This window comes from Gordonia sp. IITR100, from assembly GCF_002009645.1.
Taxonomy (GTDB): domain Bacteria; phylum Actinomycetota; class Actinomycetes; order Mycobacteriales; family Mycobacteriaceae; genus Gordonia; species Gordonia hongkongensis.
The window spans coordinates 1-22,095 of sequence record NZ_MVKV01000006.1 but is presented as its reverse complement, the minus strand read 5'-3'; the positions used below and the strand labels follow the sequence as shown (position 1 = coordinate 22,095).

Genomic DNA, 22,095 nt, shown 5'->3' with positions numbered 1-22,095 from the left:
CAATGAGATGAAGGAGAAGAGAATGGGATTCAGCGACAAGGTCGGCAACAAGGCCGAGGACCTCTCGGGTAAGGCCAAGGAGGCCGCCGGCGATGTGACCGGTGACGACCAGCTCAAGAGCGAGGGCAAGGGCGATCAGCTCTCCGCGGCCGTCAAAGACGGCGTGGAGAACGTGAAGGACGCCGCGTCGAACATCAAGGACAAGCTGACCGGCAAGTGATCATCGCCGCCGGCAGCCGAACCTCCCCGCCGGCGGTGACAGGGCGAATCCCGAAAGTGCTCAGCACCTTCGGGATTCGTCCTGTTGGGGCCACGAACGGCCCGTCACGTCCCCTTGACGTTGAGGATCTGTCGCAGGGTGTGCTCGATGTCCACCAGATCGACGGCGTCGGCCATGACCTGATCGATGTCCTTGTACGCGTCCGGGATCTCGTCGACCCACTGCTCGCCGTGACGGTACTCGATCCCCGCCATCCGGGCGGCGAGATCGTCGGCGGTGAACCGCCTCCGCGCCTCGCTCCGCGAGAACCGCCGGCCGGCACCGTGCGGTGCCGAGCACAGGCCCGCGGGATTCCCCTTGCCACGCACCACATACGACCGTGTACCCATCGAACCCGGGATGACGCCCCGTACGCCCTCATGGGCGTCGATCGCACCCTTCCGGGTGAGCCAGACGTCCTGGCCCGCGTGCGACTCCCGCACGGTGTAGTTGTGGTGGCAGTTGATCCGGTCCACCTCCAGGGATTCCGTTTCCTCGACGACGCCACCGGAGGCGTTGTCTGCGAACCACTTTCCGAACACCTCGACGAAGCGGTCCATCATCTCGGCGCGGTTCTCGAACGCGAACCGCTGCGCCCAGGACAGATCCCGCAGATAGGCGGTCAGTTCCGGGGTCCCCTGCGGCAGGTATGCGAGGTCGGCGTTCGGCAGCTTGATCCACCACTGGCGGCACAACCGCTGAGCGATCTTGATGTGCTTCTGCGCGATCTTGTTGCCGACGCCCCGCGAACCCGAGTGCAGGAACAGCCACACCACGTCGCCCTCGTCGAGGCACAGCTCGATGAAGTGGTTGCCACCGCCGAGCGAGCCCAGCTGCTCCCGCCACTTCGGCGAATGTGACAGGTCGACACCGTCTTTCGTCGCCTGTTCGGCGAGGGCATCGATGCGTGGCCGGGTGAACTCGAACCGGTCCAGACCGCGGTTGTAGTTGCCGGGCGACAGCGGGATCGCGTCCTCGATCGTCCTCCGCAGTCGCCCGAGGTCCATTCCGTCGATGTCCGCGGCGCGCAGGCGCGTCTGCACCGCGATCATGCCGCAGCCGATGTCGACGCCGACGGCCGCGGGAATCACCGCGCCGGTCGTCGGGATGACGGTGCCCACCGCGGAGCCCTTCCCGAAGTGTGCGTCGGGCATGAGGGCGATGTGCGGGTGCACGAACGGCAACCGGGCGGTCTCGGCCGCTTGGGTCAGGGTGTTGTCGTCCACGTGCGATGCATAGTTCAGCACCTTGGGCGACACCTTGGTCGGCATGGAGTTCTTCCTCTCGTGTGCGCCCGCGTCGACGGGCTCGCCCATCACACCGTCGAATCCGCTCGGCGGCAACCGCTTTTCCAGTCCACGATGCCACTCGCCGCAGGGGACGGCACCCGTCGGCGACGATGAAGGATCTTTCATGTGCGACTCACGGAGACCTCATCGGGGTCCGTGACAGTGAGAACCGTTCCGCTCGGGACCACCGGCGGAACGATCACGACACCCGACGAAAGGTCTTCTCATGTCGCACTCCAACATCCTCTGCGCACTCGCGCCGGCAGTTCCCGGCGCTTGCCGTCCCCACGACACGTCCACGGACAACCGCCGACGCGCGCCCCGCCGTCCGCGTCGTCGCCCGCCGGTCACCACCACCGATTAGGCGGTGCGGCCCGATCTGTTCCCCCGAAGCAGATCGGGCCACCCGCCCGCCCGCTCTCGCAACCGCGAGCACGACCACCACCACGAACCCGGATGGACGTCTCCGTCATGCCCTCGCCGTCACCGTTCTTCGCGCTGCTACGACCCCGCGCCGACGATCAGCCCCTCGTCCAGCACTCCGCGACCCTGACCGTCCTGCAGATCTTCCGCACGTTCTGGCCGCGGTTGCGCACGCTCCGGTGGTGGCTCCTGCTCAGCCTGATGCTGTCGGTGATCCCCGCCCTGATCGCCGTCGCCGAGATCGCGCTGTTCGAGCGTCTCGTCGACGACGTGCTGGTGCCTGCGGACCTCGGCCCCTTCCCTTACATCACGGCGATCTACGTCGGGCTCAACCTGCTGGCCGCGGTAGTCGACGGCGCCGACGACTATCTGGGTACCTGGATCTCCCAGAGGTTCCTCACCACGTTGCGGCGCGACGCGTTCGCGCACGTGTTGGCACTGCCCGCACACCGACTCGACCATCTGCGGCTCGGCGATGTGATGAGCCGTCTCACCTCCGACATCGGCACGGTCGAGTCGTTCATGGTCCGTCACCTGACCTGGGGCTTCCGCCAAGCGGCGACCCTGATCATCTATGTGGCCGCCCTCCTCTGGATGGATCTCCTCCTCGCCCTGGCGGCGATGGTCGTCGTACCGCTGTTCTTCTGGGCCGCAACCCGATTCGCCGAATACACCAAGTCCGCATCACGCGAACGGCGGCGTCGGGCCGGGTCCCTCAGCGCGATCACCGAGGAACACCTCGCCAATGCCGCCCTCGTGCAGGGGTACAACCAGGAGGCCACGGCGATCGCGCGCTACGAGCGCCAGAATGTTGCCATCATGGACGCCGAGCTGGTCGCCAGCCGGGTCCGTGCCGTGTTCCTGCCGATGGTCGGCCTGTTCGAACTCCTCGGCGTCCTCGTGGTCATCGGGCTCGGCGTCTGGGCCCTGGCCACCCAGCGGATGACCCTGGGCGAAGTCCTGGCGTTCCTGGCCCTCCTGGGGAGCTGTTATCGCCCGGTGCGCGACCTCGGCAACCTCCTGCCCTCGCTGTTCGCCGCGACCGCCGGCATCGAGCGGGTACAGGAACTGCTCGACGAGCCCACCATGGCCGATCCGCCCCACGCCGTCGCACTGCCGGCCGAGGCCGCGGGCGTCGCGCTCCGAAACGTCCACGCGCGCTATCCCGGCCGGGACGTCGACGCCGTGCACGACCTCGACCTCACGATCGAACCCGGTGAACGCGTCGCAGTGGTCGGCGGCAGCGGGGCGGGCAAGACGACGTTGACCCGCCTGCTCGACGGTTCCCTGCAACCGCATTCGGGAACGGTTCGATTGGGCGACAACGATCTCGCTCTCGTGACGCGAGAGTCGATCCGCGCCTCGGTCGCCGTCGTCGCCCAGGAGATGTTGCTGTCCGACGCGACTGTCGCCGAGAACATCGCCTTCGGCGAACCCGGCGCCACCCGTGCGGACATCGTCGCGGCCGCTCGACGCGCCGACGCCCACGACTTCATCACCCGGCTCCCAGACGGGTACGACACCCGCATCGGACAGCGGGGCCGCACCCTGTCCGGCGGACAACGACAACGGCTCAACGTGGCACGCGGACTTCTCCACGGTGGCGGATTGCTCATCCTCGACGAGCCGACCACCGGACTCGACCCGGCGGGCGCCCATCGCCTGATGCGCTCGCTGACCGAGCACCGGGATCGGAGTCTGTTGATCCTGACCCACGACCCGGTCGTCCTCGACCACGTCGATCGGGTGATCGAGCTGCCCGCCGTCGAATCCGTCGGCACCCGACTGATCACATCGGCGAGTGACGTTCGATGAGGCAACTGTCAGACCTGTTGCAGCGCAACGGCACCGACGACCCGACACCACGTTTCCCCGGTGTCGAACCACTTGCCCCGTTGGCCGTCGGCAAGCGCACCGTCACCTGGGACGCGTTCGACACCGACCGCCGCACAGGATGCATCCTCAAGGTCATCCGACGGCATCGACGCCACGATGAGGAGGTCGCGGAGTCCGTCCGTCGGGAGGGACGCGCGCTCGCCGAACTCGCCCACCCGCATCTCGTGCGCGGCTACGGCATGCTCCCCCGGGACGAGTCTGGTCTGATCGGTTTCACCATGCAGACGATCCCCGGCGCCACCCTGGATGGGGTGATCGAGAACGGCCCGCTGAGTGTCGACGACGTGGTGCAGCTCGGCGTGCAGATGGCATCCGCGCTGCGATACCTGCACTGCCACAGCTGGATTCACCTGGATGTGAAGCCCTCGAACATCATCGTGCACGGCGGGCAGGCGATCCTCATCGATCTCGGGCTGCTCGGCCGTCCCGGAGAGCGCCGAGACGGCTCGGGCACGCGCGGTTACCTGCCGCCCGAGCAGGCCGTCGACGTCGCCCTGACCCCGGCGGCGGATGTCTTCGCCCTGGGCGTCACCCTCTTCGAGGCATTGACGGGGCGACGACCATACGGCGCGGTCCCGCCGTGGTCCGAACGGGGCATCCGACGCCTGCGCACTCTGCGTCGCGCGACGTCGGCCACGACGCGCGACTCCGGATTTTCGACGAACCGCGCTCTACCCGATGTTCTGGCCGAACTGCTCGACCGGATGCTGGATCTCGAACCCGAGCAGCGACCTGGGATGGACTCCGTATGGCACCGACTCGACTCGATCGCGCGGGATGCGGAGAAGCGCCGACTCAGCCGATGACGCCGAGTGCCTTGTCCCAGACGGCGTTCTCGCGCACCTCGCCGGGACCGACCATGTCGGCGAAGACGATCGTGCCGTCCCGATCGACGAGAAAGGTCCCGCGGTTCGCGTAGCCGCGGTCCTCGTTGAACACCCCGTAGGCGCGCGCGGTGTCGCCGTGCGGCCAGAAGTCGGACAGCAGCGGGAACAGGAAACCCTGCGCGGCGGACCACACCTTGTGCGTGGGAGAGGGTCCGACCGAGATGGTCACCGTGGTCACGTCGTCGTTGTCGAAACGGGGCTGCTGGTCGCGGATGTAGCCGAGCTCGCCCTGGCAGGTACCGGTGAACGCGAGCGGGAAGAACACGACGAGCACGTTGCGGTCGGCTCGCAGGGTCGACAGCGACACGAGCTGGTTGTTCTGGTCGCGCAGGGCGAAATCCGGGGCCCGGTCACCGACGGTCAGGGGCGCAGAAGGCAGAGCACCGCTCATGCTTTCTTGCCCGCGCGGGCCTTGGGCTGGACCAGTCGGGCCGCCGACCAGTCACCGAGGCTGATGGCCGACGTCTGGGTGAGTCCCGCGGTCGGGGCCGCCTCGGCGATCTCACTCGGATCGACGTAGCCGGACTTGCCGGTCTTCGGCGACAACACCCACACGAAACCGTCTTCGGCGAGCGGACCGATCGCATCCATGAGGGCGTCGACGAGGTCGCCGTCGCCGTCGCGCCACCAGAGGACCACGACGTCGACGACGTCATCGGCATCCTCGTCGACCATCTCGGCGTCGATCGCGTCCTCGATGTCAGCGCGCAGTTCGTCGTCGGTGTCCTCGTCCCAGCCGAGTTCCTGCACGACCAAGCCTGCGGTCAAGCCCAGTTTCTGGGCGTTGCTACCGTCTGTGGCGGCTACCACCGCGCGTGACCTCCTGAAGATTCGTGGATCGTTCTGTGCGTCGTCTGTGGCGAATCCGCGTGCGCTCCCGCACGCCGTTCGCCTGTCAGCATAGGCAACAGCCTAGAGCCTCACATTGCAAGCCGAACGCCGTCAGGGATTTCGGGCGTTTCGCACCGGTTCCGTGACCGACCCGCCCGATCGTTACCCACAGCGGGGCGGAACAAACCGTATCCAGCGGCGCAAGGCGGACGGCGCCGTCAACCCCCGGGTCGCTCGGCCGACGACGTGGCGGGAACCGACGGTCGAGGTGTGGCCGAGGACGTGGCCGGGAGCGGCGTGTAGGTACCGCACACATCGAGCAGGCGCTGTTTGGTGCGAGACCACTCGCTCGACACCGGGTTCAGGCCGGCACGCAGTTCGCGACTGATCGCGTTCTCGAGGCGCGCGGTCGACGCGAGGAACGCCCGCGCCGGCGTGGAGACGGCCGCCGGCGACGTCTCGGTGATCTTGGGGCGGATCCCGTCGGCACCGGCGATGAGACTGGCACGTGCCTTCTCGTCGAGATCCCCGACCCCGGCGTAGGTCTGCGCCGCGTTCAGCCGGGCGACGAAGGCGTTGAACCCGCGGACCATCACGACCATCGACGCCATCGACTCGCGGCAGAGCTCGACACCCTCGGCACGCACCTCCGCGGCCGCCGAGGCGGACAGTTCGGAGCGGTACACCGCCACCTCGCCGGGCGCCGGCGCCCCTGCGCCATCGACGGTCGACGCGCACGCCCCCGACAGGGCCGCGCCGAGTGCGATCGTGGCCGCGGTCGCCGACCGGACGGCACGACCCCGGCGCCGCCCGTCGGCCGCGCCTCCTCGATCCGGCATCCACTCCCCCTACTGGTCAGTAACCGTTTCTGGACGCTACCGCATCACGCCGATCGGGACACGCGACACGGATCCACCCGGTGCCAAGCCACCCCACATGGGGCACGATGAGGGTAGGCGCCGCACCACATCGGAGTGCGGTGCCGACGCCATGCGGTCGGACCACCACCCCGAGTTCGGCCTGTCAGAGGGAGTAGGCATCACCGTGACCAACCAGATGGACCAAGCGACACAGGACGTCTCGCCGAGCGCCGCCGGGAACACCGGCCCCAGCTCGAACGGACGTGCCGCCGGACAACGAGTCCGGGTCATCCGTGAAGGAGTCGCGTCCTATCTGCCCGACATCGACCCCGACGAGACCGACGAGTGGCTCGACTCGTTCGACGCCCTCCTCGACGCCGCGGGCCCCGGTCGTGCCCGGTACCTGATGTTGCGTCTGCTCGAACGCGCCGGCGAGAAGCGGGTGTCGATCCCCGCGCTCACCTCCACCGACTACGTCAACACCATCCCCACCGAGGCCGAACCCTGGTTCCCCGGTGACGAGGACGTCGAACGCCGTTTCCGCCAGATGATCCGGTGGAACGCCGCGATCATGGTGCACCGCGCACAGCGCCCGGGCGTCGGTGTGGGCGGCCACATCTCCACCTACGCCTCGTCGGCGTCGCTGTACGAGGTCGGCTTCAACCACTTCTTCCGCGGCAAGGACCATTCCGGCGGCGGCGACCACATCTTCATCCAGGGCCACGCCTCCCCGGGCATCTATGCCCGCGCCTACCTCGAGGGCCGCATCGACGAGGCCCGCATGGACGGGTTCCGGCAGGAGCACAGCCACGCCGGCGAGGGCGGCGGCCTGCCGTCGTACCCGCACCCGCGACTGATGCCGGACTTCTGGGAGTTCCCGACGGTGTCGATGGGCATCGGCCCCATGAATGCCGTCTACCAGGCGCGGTTCAACCACTACCTGCACGACCGCGGCATCAAGGACACCTCCGACCAGCACGTGTGGGCCTTCCTCGGCGACGGCGAGATGGACGAGCCGGAATCGCGCGGCTTCGCCAGCTTCGCGGCCACCGAGGGCCTCGACAACCTGACCTTCGTCATCAACTGCAACCTGCAGCGTCTCGACGGCCCCGTGCGCGGCAACGGCAAGATCATCCAGGAGCTCGAGTCGTTCTTCCGCGGTGCGGGCTGGAACGTCATCAAGGTCATCTGGGGCCGCGAGTGGGACTCGTTGCTGCACGCCGACCGTGACGGCGCGCTGGTCAACCTGATGAACACCACCCCCGACGGCGACTTCCAGACCTACAAGGCCAACGACGGCGCGTTCGTCCGCGAGCACTTCTTCAACCGCGACCCGCGCACGAAGGAACTCGTCAAGGACCTCTCCGACGCCGACATCTGGAATCTGAAGCGCGGCGGCCACGACTACCGCAAGATCCACGCCGCCTACGCCGCGGCGATGACCCACAAGGGACAGCCGACGGTCATCCTGGCCCACACCATCAAGGGCTATACGCTCGGCAAGCACTTCGAGGGCCGCAACGCGACGCACCAGATGAAGAAGCTGACGCTCGACGACCTGAAGGCCTTCCGCGACAGCACTCGCATCCCGATCACCGACGAGCAGCTCGAGAAGGACCCGTACCTGCCGCCGTATTACAACCCCGGCAAGGACTCGCCGGAGCTGCAGTACATGCTCGACCGGCGCAAGACCCTCGGCGGCTTCCTGCCGAGCCGCCGCACCAAGGCGAAGGTGCTGAAGGCCGACATGAGTTCGGCACTGAAGGCCACCGCGAAGGGCTCGGGCAAGCAGCAGGTCGCGACCACCATGGCGCTCGTGCGCGTGTTCAAGGATCTGTTGCGCGACAAGGAGGTCGGCAAGCGGATCGTGCCGATCATCCCGGACGAGGCGCGGACCTTCGGTATGGACTCGTGGTTCCCGACCCTCAAGATCTACAACCGCAACGGACAGCTCTACACCTCGGTCGACGCCGAGCTGATGCTCGCCTACAAGGAGAGCCCGGAGGGGCAGATCCTGCACGAGGGCATCAACGAGGCCGGGTCGGCAGCCAGCTTCGCCGCGGTCGGCACGTCGTACTCGACCCACGACGAGCCGATGATCCCGCTGTACATCTTCTATTCGATGTTCGGCTTCCAGCGCACCGGTGACAGCTTCTGGGCCGCCGCCGACCAGATGGCGCGCGGCTTCATCATCGGCGCGACCGCGGGCCGCACCACGCTGACCGGCGAGGGCTTGCAGCACGCCGACGGGCATTCGCCGCTGCTCGCCGCGACCAACCCCGCCGTTGTCTCCTATGATCCGGCGTTCGCCTACGAACTGGGCCACATCGTCGAGAGCGGTATGGAGCGCATGTTCGGCGAGGACCCGGAGAACGTCTTCTACTACCTGACCGTCTACAACGAGCCGATCAGTCAGCCGGCGAAGCCCGAGGGACTCGACCCGACCGGCATCGTCAAGGGCGCGTACCGGTTCCAGAAGGCGCCGGAGGGCACGGAACACCCGGCCAACATCCTCGTGTCCGGTGTGACCATGCCCGACGCACTGCGCGCCGCCGACATGCTCGCGGAGGAATGGAACGTCGGCGCCGACGTCTACTCGGTCACGTCGTGGAGCGAGCTCGCCCGGGACGGGATCCGCGCCGACCGCGAGGTACTGCGCGATCCGGCCGCCGAGCCGGCACCGGCGTACCTGACCGAGCTGCTCGCCGACGCCGCCGGCCCGTTCGTCGGTGTCAGCGACTACATGCGCGGAGTGCAGGAGCAGATCCGGGCATACCTCCCGGGCACCTACCTCACGCTGGGGACGGACGGGTTCGGGTTCTCCGACACGCGTCCGGCGGCGCGACGGTTCTTCAACGTCGATGCCGAGTCCATCGTCGTCGCGGTGCTCGTCGCGCTCGCCCGGGACGGCAACATCGAGATGTCGGTGGCCAAGCAGGCCGCCGACAAGTACCAGATCGACGACGTCTCGGCCGCACCCGAGCAGACCAGCGATCCGGGAGTCGCCTGACCGGTCGCGCCGACGGACACGGCCTCCACTCGCCTCGGTCGGGGAACCCACTCCGGCCGAGGGGCTAGATTGAGGTCGTGTCCGATGCGCGCGTGAACAGGAAGCAGCCACCGGCTGACGTGTTCGGTGAGCGGGGCGCGCACGTACCGGCACCCGCCACCGTGCACGACGCGCTGCCGGACACGCTTCTCCGGCGGGTCAAGCAGTACAGCGGCCGACTCGCCACCGAGGCGGTCCATTCGATGCAGGACCAGCTGCCCTATTTCTCCGACCTCGACGCTGCGCAGCGCGCGAGTGTGCAACTCGTCGTGCAGACCGCGGTGGTCAACTTCGTCGAGTGGATCCAGGACCCCGAGGGCAACGTGAAGTTCACGGTCCAGGCCTTCCAGGTGGTCCCGCAGGACCTCGCCCGCCGCATCACGCTGCTGCAGACCGTCGAGATGGTCCGCGTGGCCATGGAGTTCTTCGAGAAGTGGCTGCCGCTCCTCGCCCGCAACGATGCCCAGCTCCGTGCGCTGACCGAGTCGGTGCTGCGCTACGGACGCGAGATCGGTTTCGCCGCGGCGGCGATCTACGCCTCGGCCGCGGAATCACGCGGAGCGTGGGACTCCCGACTCGAGGCCCTCGTCGTCGACGCGGTGGTCCGCGGCGACACCGGGCCGCAATTACTCTCTCGCGCAGCGGCGCTCAACTGGGACTCGGATGCGCCGGCCACCGTGATAGTCGGGACGCCGCCGCCGGAACAGAACGTGTCGGTGCCACTGGCGATCCACAACACGGCCAAGTCCTTCGACCGGTCGGCCCTGTCGGTGGTGCAGGGTTCGGTGCTGGTGGCCATCGTGAGCGGTCCCGCCCGTCCGACCGAGAAGTTCGTCGGCGCACTGCTCTCCCACTTCGCCGACGGTCCGGTGGTGATCGGTCCGACCATGCCGAACCTCGGCAGCGCGCACTCGAGTGCCACCGAGGCCATGGCCGGGATCGAGGCGGTGGCCGGCTGGCCGAGCGCACCGCGGCCGGTCCACAGTCTCGAACTGCTACCCGAGCGCGCGCTCAACGGCGACGAGTCAGCGATGACCGCTTTGATCGAATCCCTCGTCCAGCCGCTCGCCGAGGGCGGTGCGACGTTGACCACCACTCTCGAGGCCTACCTCGACTCCGGCGGCTCGGTCGAGTCCTGCGCCCGAATTCTGTACATCCATCCAAATACGGTTCGATACCGACTGAAGAAAATTTCGGAAATCACAGGACGTGACCCAACTAACCCGCGCGACGCCTACGTTCTGAGGGTCGCGTCGACGGTGGGTCGACTGACACACTTCCGGCACAAATCGCCAACATCTGCCACATGAGTCACACGGGTTTCATGTCCGATTCACCGTTTGTGCTGATTGGAGCCTTAAGAACACGGTTCGGTAACAAATCTCAGACTGATGACGAACCAGGTGACCTCTAGGTCTCCTTTGTGGGAACCCCACAAAAGCCCGCGACAAGCTTCATGCTTCTCCACACCCACATCCCACGGGTAAAGGGTGTTCTCTGGTCACGTGCTTTCGATGCTTGCTCCCGGACAGGGATCTCAGACACCCGGCATGCTCACGCCATGGCTCGAATTGCCGGGCGCGCGTGACCAGATCGCCACCTGGTCCAAACAGACCCGTCTGGACCTCGAACGCCTCGGCACCACCGCCACGGCGGAGGAGATCACCGACACCGCAGTGACCCAGCCGCTCGTCGTCGTCGCCGCACTGCTGGCCTACGACGAGGTGCGCAAGCACGGTGAACTGCCCGCCGACGCCGTGGTCGCCGGCCACTCGGTCGGCGAACTCGCCGCCGCCGCGATCACCGGTGTCATCTCGGCCGACGAGGCCGTCACGCTGGCCGCGCTGCGCGGCTCGGAGATGGCGAAGGCGTGCGCCCTGCAGCCCACGACCATGGCCGCGGTCCTCGGGGGCGACGAGGCGGCCGTCCTCGCACGTCTCGACGAACTCGATCTCGTCCCCGCCAACCGCAACGCCGCCGGGCAGATCGTCGCCGCCGGCGCGGTCGCGCAGATCGACGAGCTGATCGCCTCGCCGCCGGAGAAGGCCCGGATCCGCAAGCTCGCGGTCGCCGGCGCGTTCCACACGCACTTCATGGCCCCGGCGCAGGACGCCGTCGCCGCAGCCGCCGCCCGCATCACGCCCGCCGATCCCACCCGGACCCTGCTGTCGAACTCCGACGGACAGCCGGTCACGAACGGCGCCGACGCGCTGGCCAAGCTGGTGGGACAGGTGACCAGGCCGGTCCGCTGGGATCTGTGCTCGGCGTACCTGCGAGACCACTCGGCACACGCCCTGGTGGAACTGCCCCCGGCAGGGACGCTGGTGGGCATCGCGAAGCGCGAGCTCAAGGGCACCCCCGCGCTGGCGCTCAAGGAGCCCGGCGACATCGCGAAGATCATTGAACTTGGATAGCGGTCGCGGGTAGTCCGCGACCCCCGGAACGTCGGCTTCAATGTCGGCGTGTCCAAGCGCGCGGACTTCTCCGTCCGTGCTGCGCTCCGGAAATCTCACATCCACGTAGGAAGACGAAAGGGAACCACACAGTGGCTGCCACCCAGGAACAACTCATTGCCGGCATCGCCGAGATCATCGAGGAAGTCACCGGCATCGAGCCGTCCGAGGTGACCCTCGAGAAGTCGTTCGTCGACGACCTGGACATCGACTCGCTGTCCATGGTCGAGATCGCGGTCCAGACCGAGGACAAGTACGGCGTCAAGATCCCCGACGAGGATCTGGCCGGCCTGCGTACCGTCGGTGACGCGGTCGCCTACATCCAGAAGCTCGAGAGCGAGAACCCCGAGGCCGCAGCTGCCATCAAGGCGCAGGTCGAGGCAGACGAGGCCTGATGACCCCCTCTTCCCTCCGCGAGTACTCCACGCTGGGTGGGAACTTCCCGAGTGTGGTGGTCACCTCCATGGTGGCCACCACCTCGTTGGGTGGGGATCTCGACTCGACCTGGAAGAACCTGCTGGCCGGCGAATCGGGCATCCGTGAGCTGACCGACGACTTCATCACCAAGTACAACCTCCCGGTGCGCATCGGTGGTCGTCTCCTCCAGGATCCCGCCGAGGAGGTCACGCGCATCGAATCCCGGCGGATGGCCTACGTCGAGCGCATCTCCCACGTCATGAGCAAGCGCCTCTGGGCGCAGGCCGGCGAACCCGACGTCGACAAGGACCGCCTCGCGGTCGTCATCGGCACCGGTCAGGGTGGCTCCGACGCGATGGTCGACGCAGTCCAGGCCATGGAGGGCACCGGCAACTACCGCAAGGTGTCCCCGCTCGCCGTCTCGATGGCGATGCCGAACGGACCGGCGGCCGTCGCGGGACTCAACGTCGGCGCACGCGCCGGCGTGATCACCCCCGTCTCGGCCTGTTCGTCGGGCGCCGAGGCCATCGCGCACGCCTGGCGACACATCGTCATGGGTGACGCCGACATGGTCGTCACCGGCGGCGTCGAGGGTCACATCGACGCGGTGCCGATCGCCGCGTTCTCGATGATGCGGGCGATGAGCACCCGTAACGAGGACCCCGCAGCGGCGTCGCGACCGTTCGACAAGGATCGCGACGGTTTCGTGTTCGGCGAGGGTTCGGCGATGCTGATCCTCGAACGCGAGGAACACGCCCGCGCACGCGGTGCACATATCCACGCCCGCCTGCTCGGTACCGGCATCACCTCCGACGGATTCCACCTCGTCGCCCCCGACCCGAGTGGTCAGGGCAACGCGCGGGCCATGACCCGGGCCCTGCAGACCGCTGGTCTGCAGCGCTCCGACATCACCCACATCAACGCGCACGCGACGTCGACCCCCATCGGCGACACCGCCGAGGCCGCGGGCATCCTCGCCGCCATCGGACAGCATGCTGCGGTGTACGCGCCGAAGTCCGCGCTCGGACACTCCATCGGTGCGGTCGGGGCGCTCGAGTCGGTCCTGACGATCAAGAGCGTCGAGGAAGGCGTCATCCCGCCGACCCTCAACCTCGAGAACCTGGACCCGGAATGCGACATCGACGTCGTGCACGGTGAACCCCGGTACGGGCAGATCGATTACGCGATCAACAACTCGTTCGGTTTCGGTGGGCACAACGTGGCGCTCGCCTTCGGTCGCTACTGAGCATCACCGCCACACCCCCGACACCCAGGAGACATCGATGACGACCTTGGCTCCCGTTGCCGGCCGCGAAGAAGCCGCCGATCCCCGCGACCCGCTGTTGCGGCTCACCAACTTCTTCGACGAAGGCACGATGTCGCTGCTCCATCCGCGCGACAAGTCGGGCGTCCAGGCCGCCGTCGGACTGGTGCACGGGGTCCGTACGGTCTCCTACTGCACCGACGGCACCGTCATGGGCGGCGCCATGGGTGTCGTGGGGTGTGCGCACATCGTCAACGCCATCGACACCGCCATCACCGAACAGGCGCCGGTCATCGGCATCTGGCACTCGGGTGGCGCCCGCCTCGCCGAGGGTGTCGAGGCGTTGCACGCGGTGGGGCAGGTCTTCGAGGCGATGGTGCGCGCCTCGGGCTACATCCCGCAGATCTCGGTGGTCGTCGGCTTCGCCGCCGGCGGCGCCGCCTACGGCCCGGCGCTCACCGACGTCGTGATCATGGCGCCGGCCGGCCGGGTCTTCGTGACCGGCCCGGACGTCGTCAAGAGCGTCACCGGCGAAGAAGTGGACATGGAGTCGCTGGGCGGCCCGACCACCCACGGCAAGAAGTCCGGTGTCTGTCACATCGTCGCCGACTCCGAGCCCGACGCGCTGTGGCGTGCACGACGTCTGGTGTCGACGTTCACCCAGCAGGGACATTTCGACCGCGAACACGCCCGGGCCGGCGACACCGACCTCAAGGCCCTGCTGCCGGAGTCGAATCGGCGCGCCTACGACGTCCACCCGGTCGTCGAGCAGTTGCTCGACTCCTGTGTCGCGGCCGACGGCGAGACCCAGATCTCGAGTTTCGAAGAGCTGCAAGCCAAATGGGCGCCGAACATCGTCGTCGGCTTCGGCCGGTTGTCCGGACGCAGCGTCGGTATCATCGCGAACAATCCGCTGCGGATGGGCGGCTGCCTCAACTCCGAGAGCGCGGAGAAGGCATCGCGTTTCGTCCGCCTCTGCGATGCCTTCGGCATCCCGCTCATCGTCATCACCGACGTGCCGGGTTACCTGCCCGGCGTCGGCCAGGAGTGGAACGGCGTCGTCCGCCGCGGCGCGAAGCTCTTGCACGCGTTCGCCGAGGCCTCGGTCCCCCGGGTCACGCTGGTGACCCGGAAGATCTACGGCGGCGCCTACATCGCGATGAACTCGCGTGCGCTCGGCGCCACCGCGGTGTTCGCCTGGCCGGGCTCCGAGGTCGCCGTGATGGGCGCGAAGGCAGCGGTGGGCATCCTGCACAAGAAAGCTCTCGCCGCAGCGCCCGACGACGAGCGTGAGGCCCTGCATGACCGCCTCGCCGCCGAGCACGAGGCGATCGCCGGCGGTGTCGGCCGCGCACAATCCATCGGCGTGGTCGACGAGATCATCGACCCGGCGCACACTCGCAGCATCATCGCCGAGGCGCTCGCCGCGGCACCAGCGCGCCGCGGCCGCCACAAGAACATCCCACTCTGAGGCATCGCACAGACGACGAAAGTGCCCCGGTCCAGGAGGACCGGGGCACGTCTCGTTGTCGTTCGTCCCCCTGCTAACCCACCCGCTGCTGCAACCAGGTGACCTCGGCGCCGGCACCGCCCATGCGGTACTGCTCGAGCGCGTTGTCCCACGCGGTTCCGAGCGCGCCTTCGAGTTCACCGGCGAGACCGGCGCTGTCGGGTTGCGATTCGATCATCGAACGCAACTGGTTCTCGCCGATGATGACGTCGCCGTTGGCGCTCGTGGAGCCGCGCCAGAGGCCGAGTCCCGGGACGTAGCAGAACCGTTCACCGTCGACACCCTCGCTGGGGTTCTCGGTCACCTCGAAACGCAGCGCCGACCACTCCCGCAGCGCCGTCACCAGACGAGCCGCGGTACCGACCGGACCCGCCCAGTCGACAGTGGCACGCTGCATGCCGGGTTCGGCATCCTGTGCCGACCATTTCAGGTTGGCGCGCGCATTCAGGGTCGACGACAGAGCCCACTCCACATGCGGGCACAGCGCCACCGGCGCCGAGTGGATGTAGACCACTCCTGTTGTCATGTCCGCAAACTGATTCAGATTGCGCACCTTGTTCACCTCCGTTGTCGACGAGGAACGTCTTCCCCAACACACCTCGCGACAGCGGATATCACATTCGTAGGGTCAATTGTGCCCCATGATGCACGTGTTGCGCTAGTTTCTCCTGCGAGAAAAATTCAGTCCTGTGACGAGAGTTCATCAACGACACGATCGTTGAACTCGCTCCACAGCGGCTTCGCCCATGGTCCGAAGAGCCGATCCGTCAGCACGACGCAGGCCGCGTCGAGCGCCGGATCCACCCAGAGAAACGTCCCGGCCTGACCGAAGTGCCCGAACGTCCGCGGGGAGTTCCTCGTCCCGGTCCAGTGCGGCGACTTCTCGGACCTGATCTCGAAGCCGATCCCCCAGTCGTTGGGTCGGTGCTTGCCGTACCCGGGGACGAATCCGTCGAGTCCGGGGAACCGCACCGACGTCAGCGTCCCGAAGGTCTCCGGCGCCAGCAGGCGCGGATCCAGCAACTCGCGGGCAAAGGCCGCCAGATCCGCCACGCTCGAGCGGGCGGCATGCCCGGCCGGCCCGTAGAGCGTCGTCGACGACATCTCCAGCGGCGCGCAGACGGCTTCGGAGAGATAGCGGCCGAACTCGATACCGGTCGCCTCGGCCACGACCTCGGAGGCCACCTCGAAGCCGGCGCTCGAGTAGATCCGCTGCTCCCCCGGCGGCGCCTCGACCTCGCGGGTGTCGTAGGCCAGGCCGGACGCGTGCGAGAGCAGGTGGGCGAGGGTCGACCCCGACGGACCGGCCGGGTCGTCGAGCTCGACGGCTCCCTCCTCGACGGCGACGAGCACTGCGTAGGCCACCAGCGGCTTCGTGACCGAGGCGAGCTCGTAGACGCGAGCGGGGTCGCCGAACTGGTCGGCGACCCCGTCGCGGGTGATGATCGCCGCCGACACGTGGTCGACGGGCCATTCCGTCAGAGAATCAAGGACAGACACATCGGGTCACGTTACCCGGGTGCTCACCAGTCCTCTTCGGTGTAGCGGATGACTCCGCGGATGTTCTTGCCGTCCAACATGTCCTGGTAGCCCTCATTGATCTGGTCCAGACGGTACTGCCGGGTGATCATGTCGGCGATGTTGAGCTTGCCGATCTTGTACATCGACAGCAGCTGTGGGATGTCGAGCTTCGGGTTGGCACCGCCGAAGATCGAACCCTGCAGATTCTTCTGGAGCAGGGTCAGCATGGCGAGATTGAGGTTGACATCGCTCTCGAGCATGTTGCCCATACCGGTGAGGACGCAGGTGCCACCCTTGGCGGTGATACCCATCCACAGGTCGACGTCCTTGCCGTGGACCTCGCCGACCGTGACGATCACCTTCTGGCACATGCCGCCGTGAGTGGTCTCCGCGATCGCCATGGCCGCCTCTTCGACCGTTGCGAAGGCCGCGGTGGCCCCGAACTTGAGCGCCTGCTCCCGCTTCCACTCCACCGGGTCGATGGCGAACAGGTTGCGGGCGCCGGAGATGACCGCGCCCTGTAGGGCCGCGGTACCCACGCCGCCGACACCCACGATCGCGACGTCCTCCCCCGGTCGTACGTCGCCGCTGCGGGTCGACGAGCCGTAACCGGTGGGGATGCCACAGCCGCAGAGCGCCGCGACCTCGAACGGGATGTCCTTGTCGATCTTCACCGCCGAGGCCTCGTGCACGACCATGTACGGCGCGAAGGTGCCCAGCAGCGTCATCGGGTAGACGTTCTCGCCGGCGGCGGTCTGGATCCGGAAGGTGTTGTCCGACACCGCCTCACCCTGCAGCAGCATGGCGCCGAAGTCGCACAGGTTGGCCATTCCCGACTGACACGACGGACACTTGCCGCACGACGGGATGAACGACAGCACGACGTGGTCGCCGACCTCGAAGTCGGTGACTCCCTCACCGACCTCGGCCACGACGCCCGCACCCTCGTGACCACCGAGGATCGGGAACCCGGCCATCGGGATGCCACCGGTCATCAGGTGATGATCGGAGTGGCACATGCCGGCGGCTTCCATCTTGATCTTGATCTCGTGGGCCTTGGGATCGCCGATCTCGATGTCCTCGATCGCCCACGGCTTGTTGTGCTCCCGCAGCAATGCACCCTTTGTCTTCACTGAACTCCTCCGTTCGAACCCGGCGACGTCTCGCACCGGGAGGATCTACTCACTCCGACGGTTGCCGCCATGACGTGACAGTAGTCACTCAACCACAAAATTGGAACGTGTTCTAGTGCGTGTTTCTTGGCGCGTCGACGCCGGCGGTGGTCGGGACGGACGAGACCACGACGACCTGGGCGCGAGTGCTCGCGCCCAGGTCGGAGGGTGTCGACGTCGCCGAGGCGTCCGACGACAGTGGATACGACGGCGTCAGTCGGCCAGGCCGGCGTCCTTGCTGCCGTAGCTCTGGCGCAGGGTCGGCTTGACGACCTTGCCACCGGCGTTGCGCGGCAACTCGTCGACGATGACGATGTCCTTCGGATGCTTGAACCGCGCGAGGTTCTCGTTGAGGTACGGCTCGAGGTCGGCGAGCGTCAGGTCCTCGACGCCTTCGGCGAGCACGACCACTGCGACCGGCACCTCACCCCACTTCTCGTGTGCGCGACCGATGATCGCCGCCTCGGTGATGCTCGGATGACCGAAGAGGACGTTCTCGACCTCGGCGCAGTAGATGTTCTCGCCACCGGAGATGATCATGTCCTTGGCGCGGTCGACGACGTAGAGGAAGCCCTCCTCATCGGCACGGACCAGGTCACCGGAGTGGAACCAGCCGCCGGCGAAGGCGTCGGCGGTGCCCTGCTCGTTCTGCCAGTACCCCTTCATCATGTTCGGGCCGCGGTAGACGATCTCGCCGACCTCACCCTGCGCGACGTCGTTGCCCTCGGGGTCGACGATGCGCGCGGTCACGGCCGGGACGACCTTGCCGATGGAGCCGATCTTGCGCAGGGCGTCCTTGCCCTCGAGTACGCAGGTGATCGGCGACATCTCGCTCTGTCCGAAGACGGCGACGTTGAGCGCCTCCGGGAAGGTCTCGTTCATCGCGTTCAGGACGGTGTCCGACGCCGGGGCCGCACCCCAGCTGATCACACGTAGCTTGAGATCACGCGGCTTGGCCTGCTGCGCGGCACAGACGGCCTGCCACTGTGCGGGCACCAGGAAGATCGAGGTGGTGCCCTCGCGCTCGATGGTGTCCAGCATGTCGTCGGGGTCGAACGCGCCGAGCGGATGGATCACCGAGAGGGCGCCCATGTAGAACAGGGGCGCCATGGCGCCGAGGCCGGCGATGTGGAACATCGGGGCAACACACGAGCCGATGTCGTCGGAACGGGTCTGCAGGGCCTGCAGACAGGTGACCGCCTGCGCCTGCATGTTCGTGTGGGTGAGCATGGCGCCCTTGGGCTTTCCGGTCGTGCCCGAGGTGTACATGATCAGCGCGACGGTCTCCTCGGGAACGTCGATCTCCTCGAGATCCGACGAATCCTCGGCGACGAGCGCCTCGTAGTCGAGGTGGTTGTCCTTGTCCGAACCGCCGACCACGATGGTGTGCTCGATCGCTCCGGTGGAGGCGGCCGCGGCGTCGGCCAGCGGGGCGAGCAGGGTCTCGGTGACGATCACCTTCGCGCCGCTGTCGTTGACGAGGAACGCGACCTCGGCCGGGCTCATCCGGATGTTCACCGGCACGGGGATGGCCCCGATCAGGTTCGCGCCCAGAACCGCTTCGACGTACTCCGAGCGGTTGAGCAGGACGATCAGCACACGATCGCCGAACTGCACGCCGCGGCGGCTCAGCGCGGCCGCGAAGGCGCGGCTGCGCTCGTCGAGTTCCTTCCAGGTGGTGACGTTGCCCAGGAACTTCAGCGCCGCCTTGTCCGGGGTCATGAAGGCGTGGCGGCGGATCTGGTTGTTCCAGTGGTTGCGGCGCGAACGCAGCGGCTCGGTGGCCAGGTCGCTGAAGGTGTCGACGGTCGCGGTCATACGATCGGTCTCCTCGTTGTCTCTCTGGTGGTGATGGGGTCGGGAACGGTTGTGGTACAGCGATTCCGACGTGTCGCAGTGCTCACTTGGAGGCGCCGGCGAACGCGGTGATGGCCGCCTGGAACTCCGGGGACTGAAGCAGTTCGGTCTGGCCGTCGAGTTCTCGTTCGATCGCGGCCTCGAAACCGGACATCGTGTGCGCGTCGAGCGCGGCCTTCGTGAGCCGGAGCGCCGCGGCGCTCTTGCCGGCGAGCTTGCGGGCGACCTTGCCGACCACCTCGTCGAGCGCGGCACGGTCCTCGACGACGCCGTTGACGAGTCCGGCGTCGAGAGCCTCTGCGGCACGCAGCTTCTCACCGAGCAGCGCCAGCTCGTTGGCTCGCACGCGGCCGACGGCCGTGGCGAACGACATCGAGGCCGCGCCGTCGGGCATCAGACCGATGTTGACGAACGCGAGCAGGAAATACGACCTGGCCGTCGTGTAGATGAGGTCGGCACCGAGTGCGAGCGACGCACCGATCCCGGCGGCCGCACCGTCGACCGAGGCGATGACCGGGACCGGGACCGAACGCACGGCCCGGATGAGATCAGAACCTCCGGAGATGATCTGACGCGCCTGCGTCGGAGTGAACCCGGAGGCGCCGCCCGCGGTCGACTGTTCGGCGAAGCCCCGAACATCGGCGCCCGCACTGAAACTGCCGCCCGCGCCGTCGAGCACGATCACGCGGACGTCGTCGCGAGTCGACCACTCCGCCAACGTGTCCTCGATCGCCTGATGGGCCCCGCCGTCGAGGGCGTTCATCCGTTCCGGACGAGAAATCGTCAGGCGCCCGATCCCGGAGTCGTCCACCGATGTGATGACTCCGCCGCGCGTGATCTCTTCGCTCACTGCTCCCCCCACTCCAGGCCGGCTTCTCGGTAGACACAGCCCCCCGCATCTGTGCCATCGCCTAGATTACTACCACAATGCGACGCAGATCACGAGAATCTCGGTTAACTTACCAGACCCGCAAGCCGGGCTCTCCTGCAGTTTTGCCGGTCGATGCCGAAATCTGTCACGAGAACGTGGTCTCCGGATAGGCTCTGTCGTCATGACCGCACGTCCGCAGACGTCGCGCCCGGACACCGGCGCCCGGCGTCGCCGTCCCGCCGACCGGCGACGCATGATCGTCGACGCCGCGGCGAAGGCCTTCAGCGACGGCGGGTACCACGCGGTGCGGCTCGACGACATCGCCGACGCCGTCGGAATCTCCACCCCGGCGCTGTACCGGCATTTCCCGAACAAGTACGCACTGTTCGCCGAGACCACCGCCGACCTCGCGACCGGCCTGCGCGACGTTCTCGACACCGTCCCGGAGGGGTCGCCCGAGGAGTTGCCCGCACTCCTCGAGGCGATCACCGCCACCTCGTTCGACAATCGCCGCCGCGGTGGGCTGTACCGGTGGGAGTCGCGCTACCTCGAGCCCGCCGACGCCGCGATCGTCCGCGATGTCGTCGTCCACCAGCATCGTCGTGTGCGTGCCGCCGCCCGCCGGCTGCGCCCGTCGCTGACCGATCTCGACGCCAATCTCGTTGCCGCCGCAATGATCAGCGTCGCGGCAAGTCCGACAACGCATCGCGCCTCGTTGCCGGCCCGCGAGGCGACGGCGTTGATGTCGGCCGCCGCGATCGGCCTGCTCGAAGTCGAGCTGCCAGAGCCGACCGACCCCGAGCCGCCGTCGGTGACCGGACTCGCCCCGGCCGCCAAGCGCGAGGTCATCCTGACCGAGGCGATCGAGCTGTTCGCCGCCCGCGGGTTCCGGGACGTGACGATCGAGGACATCGCACACGCGGCCGACCTGCCGGCATCAGGCGTGTACCGCCACTTCCCCAGCAAGGTCGCCATTCTCGAGGCCTCGTTCTGGCGCGCGACCGACCGGGTCACGTCGGCCATCTCCGACGCGCTGGCGGCGTCGACCACGCCCCGCGAGGCGATCGCCGCGATGGTCGCCTCGTACGTCCGGTTATCATCCAGCGCAACCGATCTCATCGCGATCTACGAGACCGAGATCGGGCACACGACTCCACAGGCACGCGAGGAACTACGCAACCAGCAGCGGATCACCGTGGACGAGTTCGCCACCTGGCTCACCCGCGTCCGCGACGAGCTGTCGCTCTCGCAGGCGCGGTTCCTCGTACACGCTTCCCTGAACGTGGTCACCGACCTGTCGCGTCAGTCCCTACCGCCCTCCCCCGACCGGATCGACGCACTGGCGATGCGGATTCTGTTGCACGGCTGACTATCTGATGACCGGCAAGCACGCCGAACCTCGCTCCCTGATCCGAAAGAACTGCAGAACCCGAGAGACGTGCTGTGCCACTGCTCCCTGAGCCTGAATCCGTGGAAGGGTTTCAGGTGGGGTGGGTTGGGGCGCGTGATCGTCTGATTGTGTTGTGGGCGTGTGGT

The 22,095-nt window shown here is 67.5% G+C and carries 19 protein-coding genes; 10 read left to right on the top strand and 9 right to left on the bottom strand.

Annotated elements, in window-relative coordinates; genetic code table 11:
• The first annotated feature begins 22 nt into the window (after positions 1-22).
• Positions 23-220, top strand: a complete 198-nt coding sequence (locus B1818_RS11085) for a CsbD family protein (RefSeq protein ID WP_058252045.1) — start codon at positions 23-25, stop codon at positions 218-220.
• A 104-nt stretch (positions 221-324) separates the two neighbouring features.
• Here the strand turns inward: B1818_RS11085 and B1818_RS11080 are convergent, their stop codons facing one another.
• Positions 325-1,530: an RtcB family protein gene (locus B1818_RS11080; RefSeq protein ID WP_078112866.1), complete on the bottom strand. Its 1,206-nt coding sequence runs from the start codon at positions 1,528-1,530 to the stop codon at positions 325-327.
• A gap of 489 nt (positions 1,531-2,019) precedes the next feature.
• Here B1818_RS11080 and B1818_RS11075 point away from each other — a divergent pair, with 489 nt between their 5' ends.
• The gene (locus B1818_RS11075) at positions 2,020-3,786 is read left to right on the top strand and encodes an ABC transporter ATP-binding protein (RefSeq protein WP_176455915.1); all 1,767 of its coding nucleotides are present in this window, start codon (positions 2,020-2,022) and stop codon (positions 3,784-3,786) included.
• Entirely contained in the window at positions 3,783-4,673 is an 891-nt protein-coding gene (locus B1818_RS11070) for a serine/threonine-protein kinase (protein ID WP_078112768.1), read from the top strand. The genes B1818_RS11075 and B1818_RS11070 overlap by 4 nt, the downstream gene beginning before the upstream one ends.
• Here the strand turns inward: B1818_RS11070 and B1818_RS11065 are convergent.
• From B1818_RS11065 to B1818_RS11055, 3 genes are all read right to left on the bottom strand, one after another.
• Positions 4,663-5,145 carry a peroxiredoxin gene (locus tag B1818_RS11065; protein WP_068971527.1) on the bottom strand — a complete coding sequence of 161 codons (483 nt, stop codon included), beginning with the start codon at positions 5,143-5,145 and terminating at the stop codon, positions 4,663-4,665. The genes B1818_RS11070 and B1818_RS11065 overlap by 11 nt on opposite strands.
• Positions 5,142-5,564: a DUF3052 domain-containing protein gene (locus tag B1818_RS11060; protein WP_058252048.1), complete on the bottom strand. Its 423-nt coding sequence runs from the start codon at positions 5,562-5,564 to the stop codon at positions 5,142-5,144. Before B1818_RS11060 ends, B1818_RS11065 begins: the two co-directional genes overlap by 4 nt.
• 239 nt (positions 5,565-5,803) lie before the next feature.
• Complete coding sequence (locus B1818_RS11055) at positions 5,804-6,424, bottom strand: hypothetical protein (RefSeq protein WP_078112767.1); 621 nt, start codon at positions 6,422-6,424, stop codon at positions 5,804-5,806.
• Between the two features lie 151 nt (positions 6,425-6,575).
• On the opposite strand from B1818_RS11055, the gene aceE reads away from it, so the two are divergent.
• The 6 genes from aceE to B1818_RS11025 all read left to right on the top strand — a co-directional run bounded on the left by aceE (position 6,576) and on the right by B1818_RS11025 (position 15,099).
• Positions 6,576-9,455 (top strand): pyruvate dehydrogenase (acetyl-transferring), homodimeric type, encoded by a 2,880-nt coding sequence (gene aceE / locus B1818_RS11050; protein ID WP_058252050.1) that lies wholly within the window; start codon positions 6,576-6,578, stop codon positions 9,453-9,455.
• Between the two features lie 77 nt (positions 9,456-9,532).
• The gene (locus tag B1818_RS11045) at positions 9,533-10,804 is read left to right on the top strand and encodes a CdaR family transcriptional regulator (RefSeq protein WP_058252051.1); all 1,272 of its coding nucleotides are present in this window, start codon (positions 9,533-9,535) and stop codon (positions 10,802-10,804) included.
• 195 nt (positions 10,805-10,999) lie between these two features.
• The gene (locus tag B1818_RS11040) at positions 11,000-11,908 is read left to right on the top strand and encodes an ACP S-malonyltransferase (protein ID WP_058252052.1); all 909 of its coding nucleotides are present in this window, start codon (positions 11,000-11,002) and stop codon (positions 11,906-11,908) included.
• 131 nt (positions 11,909-12,039) lie between these two features.
• Positions 12,040-12,342: a meromycolate extension acyl carrier protein AcpM gene (acpM, locus tag B1818_RS11035; RefSeq protein ID WP_058252053.1), complete on the top strand. Its 303-nt coding sequence runs from the start codon at positions 12,040-12,042 to the stop codon at positions 12,340-12,342.
• Positions 12,342-13,610 (top strand): KasA/KasB family beta-ketoacyl-ACP synthase, encoded by a 1,269-nt coding sequence (locus tag B1818_RS11030; protein ID WP_058252054.1) that lies wholly within the window; start codon positions 12,342-12,344, stop codon positions 13,608-13,610. The genes acpM and B1818_RS11030 overlap by 1 nt, the downstream gene beginning before the upstream one ends.
• A 37-nt stretch (positions 13,611-13,647) precedes the next feature.
• Positions 13,648-15,099: an acyl-CoA carboxylase subunit beta gene (locus B1818_RS11025; RefSeq protein ID WP_078112766.1), complete on the top strand. Its 1,452-nt coding sequence runs from the start codon at positions 13,648-13,650 to the stop codon at positions 15,097-15,099.
• Between the two features lie 73 nt (positions 15,100-15,172).
• Here the strand turns inward: B1818_RS11025 and B1818_RS11020 are convergent, their stop codons facing one another.
• The 5 genes from B1818_RS11020 to B1818_RS11000 all read right to left on the bottom strand — a co-directional run bounded on the left by B1818_RS11020 (position 15,173) and on the right by B1818_RS11000 (position 20,538).
• The gene (locus B1818_RS11020; protein ID WP_010841193.1) at positions 15,173-15,691 is read right to left on the bottom strand and encodes a DUF3145 domain-containing protein; all 519 of its coding nucleotides are present in this window, start codon (positions 15,689-15,691) and stop codon (positions 15,173-15,175) included.
• 128 nt (positions 15,692-15,819) lie between these two features.
• Entirely contained in the window at positions 15,820-16,638 is an 819-nt protein-coding gene (locus B1818_RS11015; RefSeq protein WP_078112765.1) for a serine hydrolase, read from the bottom strand.
• A gap of 23 nt (positions 16,639-16,661) precedes the next feature.
• Positions 16,662-17,792 (bottom strand): NDMA-dependent alcohol dehydrogenase, encoded by a 1,131-nt coding sequence (locus B1818_RS11010; protein WP_065630090.1) that lies wholly within the window; start codon positions 17,790-17,792, stop codon positions 16,662-16,664.
• A gap of 252 nt (positions 17,793-18,044) precedes the next feature.
• A complete protein-coding gene (fadD5, locus tag B1818_RS11005) occupies positions 18,045-19,649 on the bottom strand; it encodes a fatty-acid--CoA ligase FadD5 (RefSeq protein WP_078112764.1) in 1,605 nt (534 codons plus the stop codon).
• An 82-nt stretch (positions 19,650-19,731) separates the two neighbouring features.
• A complete protein-coding gene (locus tag B1818_RS11000; RefSeq protein ID WP_058252059.1) occupies positions 19,732-20,538 on the bottom strand; it encodes an enoyl-CoA hydratase-related protein in 807 nt (268 codons plus the stop codon).
• 202 nt (positions 20,539-20,740) lie between these two features.
• Between B1818_RS11000 and B1818_RS10995 the strand changes: the two genes are divergently transcribed.
• Positions 20,741-21,928 (top strand): TetR/AcrR family transcriptional regulator, encoded by a 1,188-nt coding sequence (locus B1818_RS10995; protein WP_078112763.1) that lies wholly within the window; start codon positions 20,741-20,743, stop codon positions 21,926-21,928.
• The last annotated feature ends 167 nt before the right edge of the window (positions 21,929-22,095 follow it).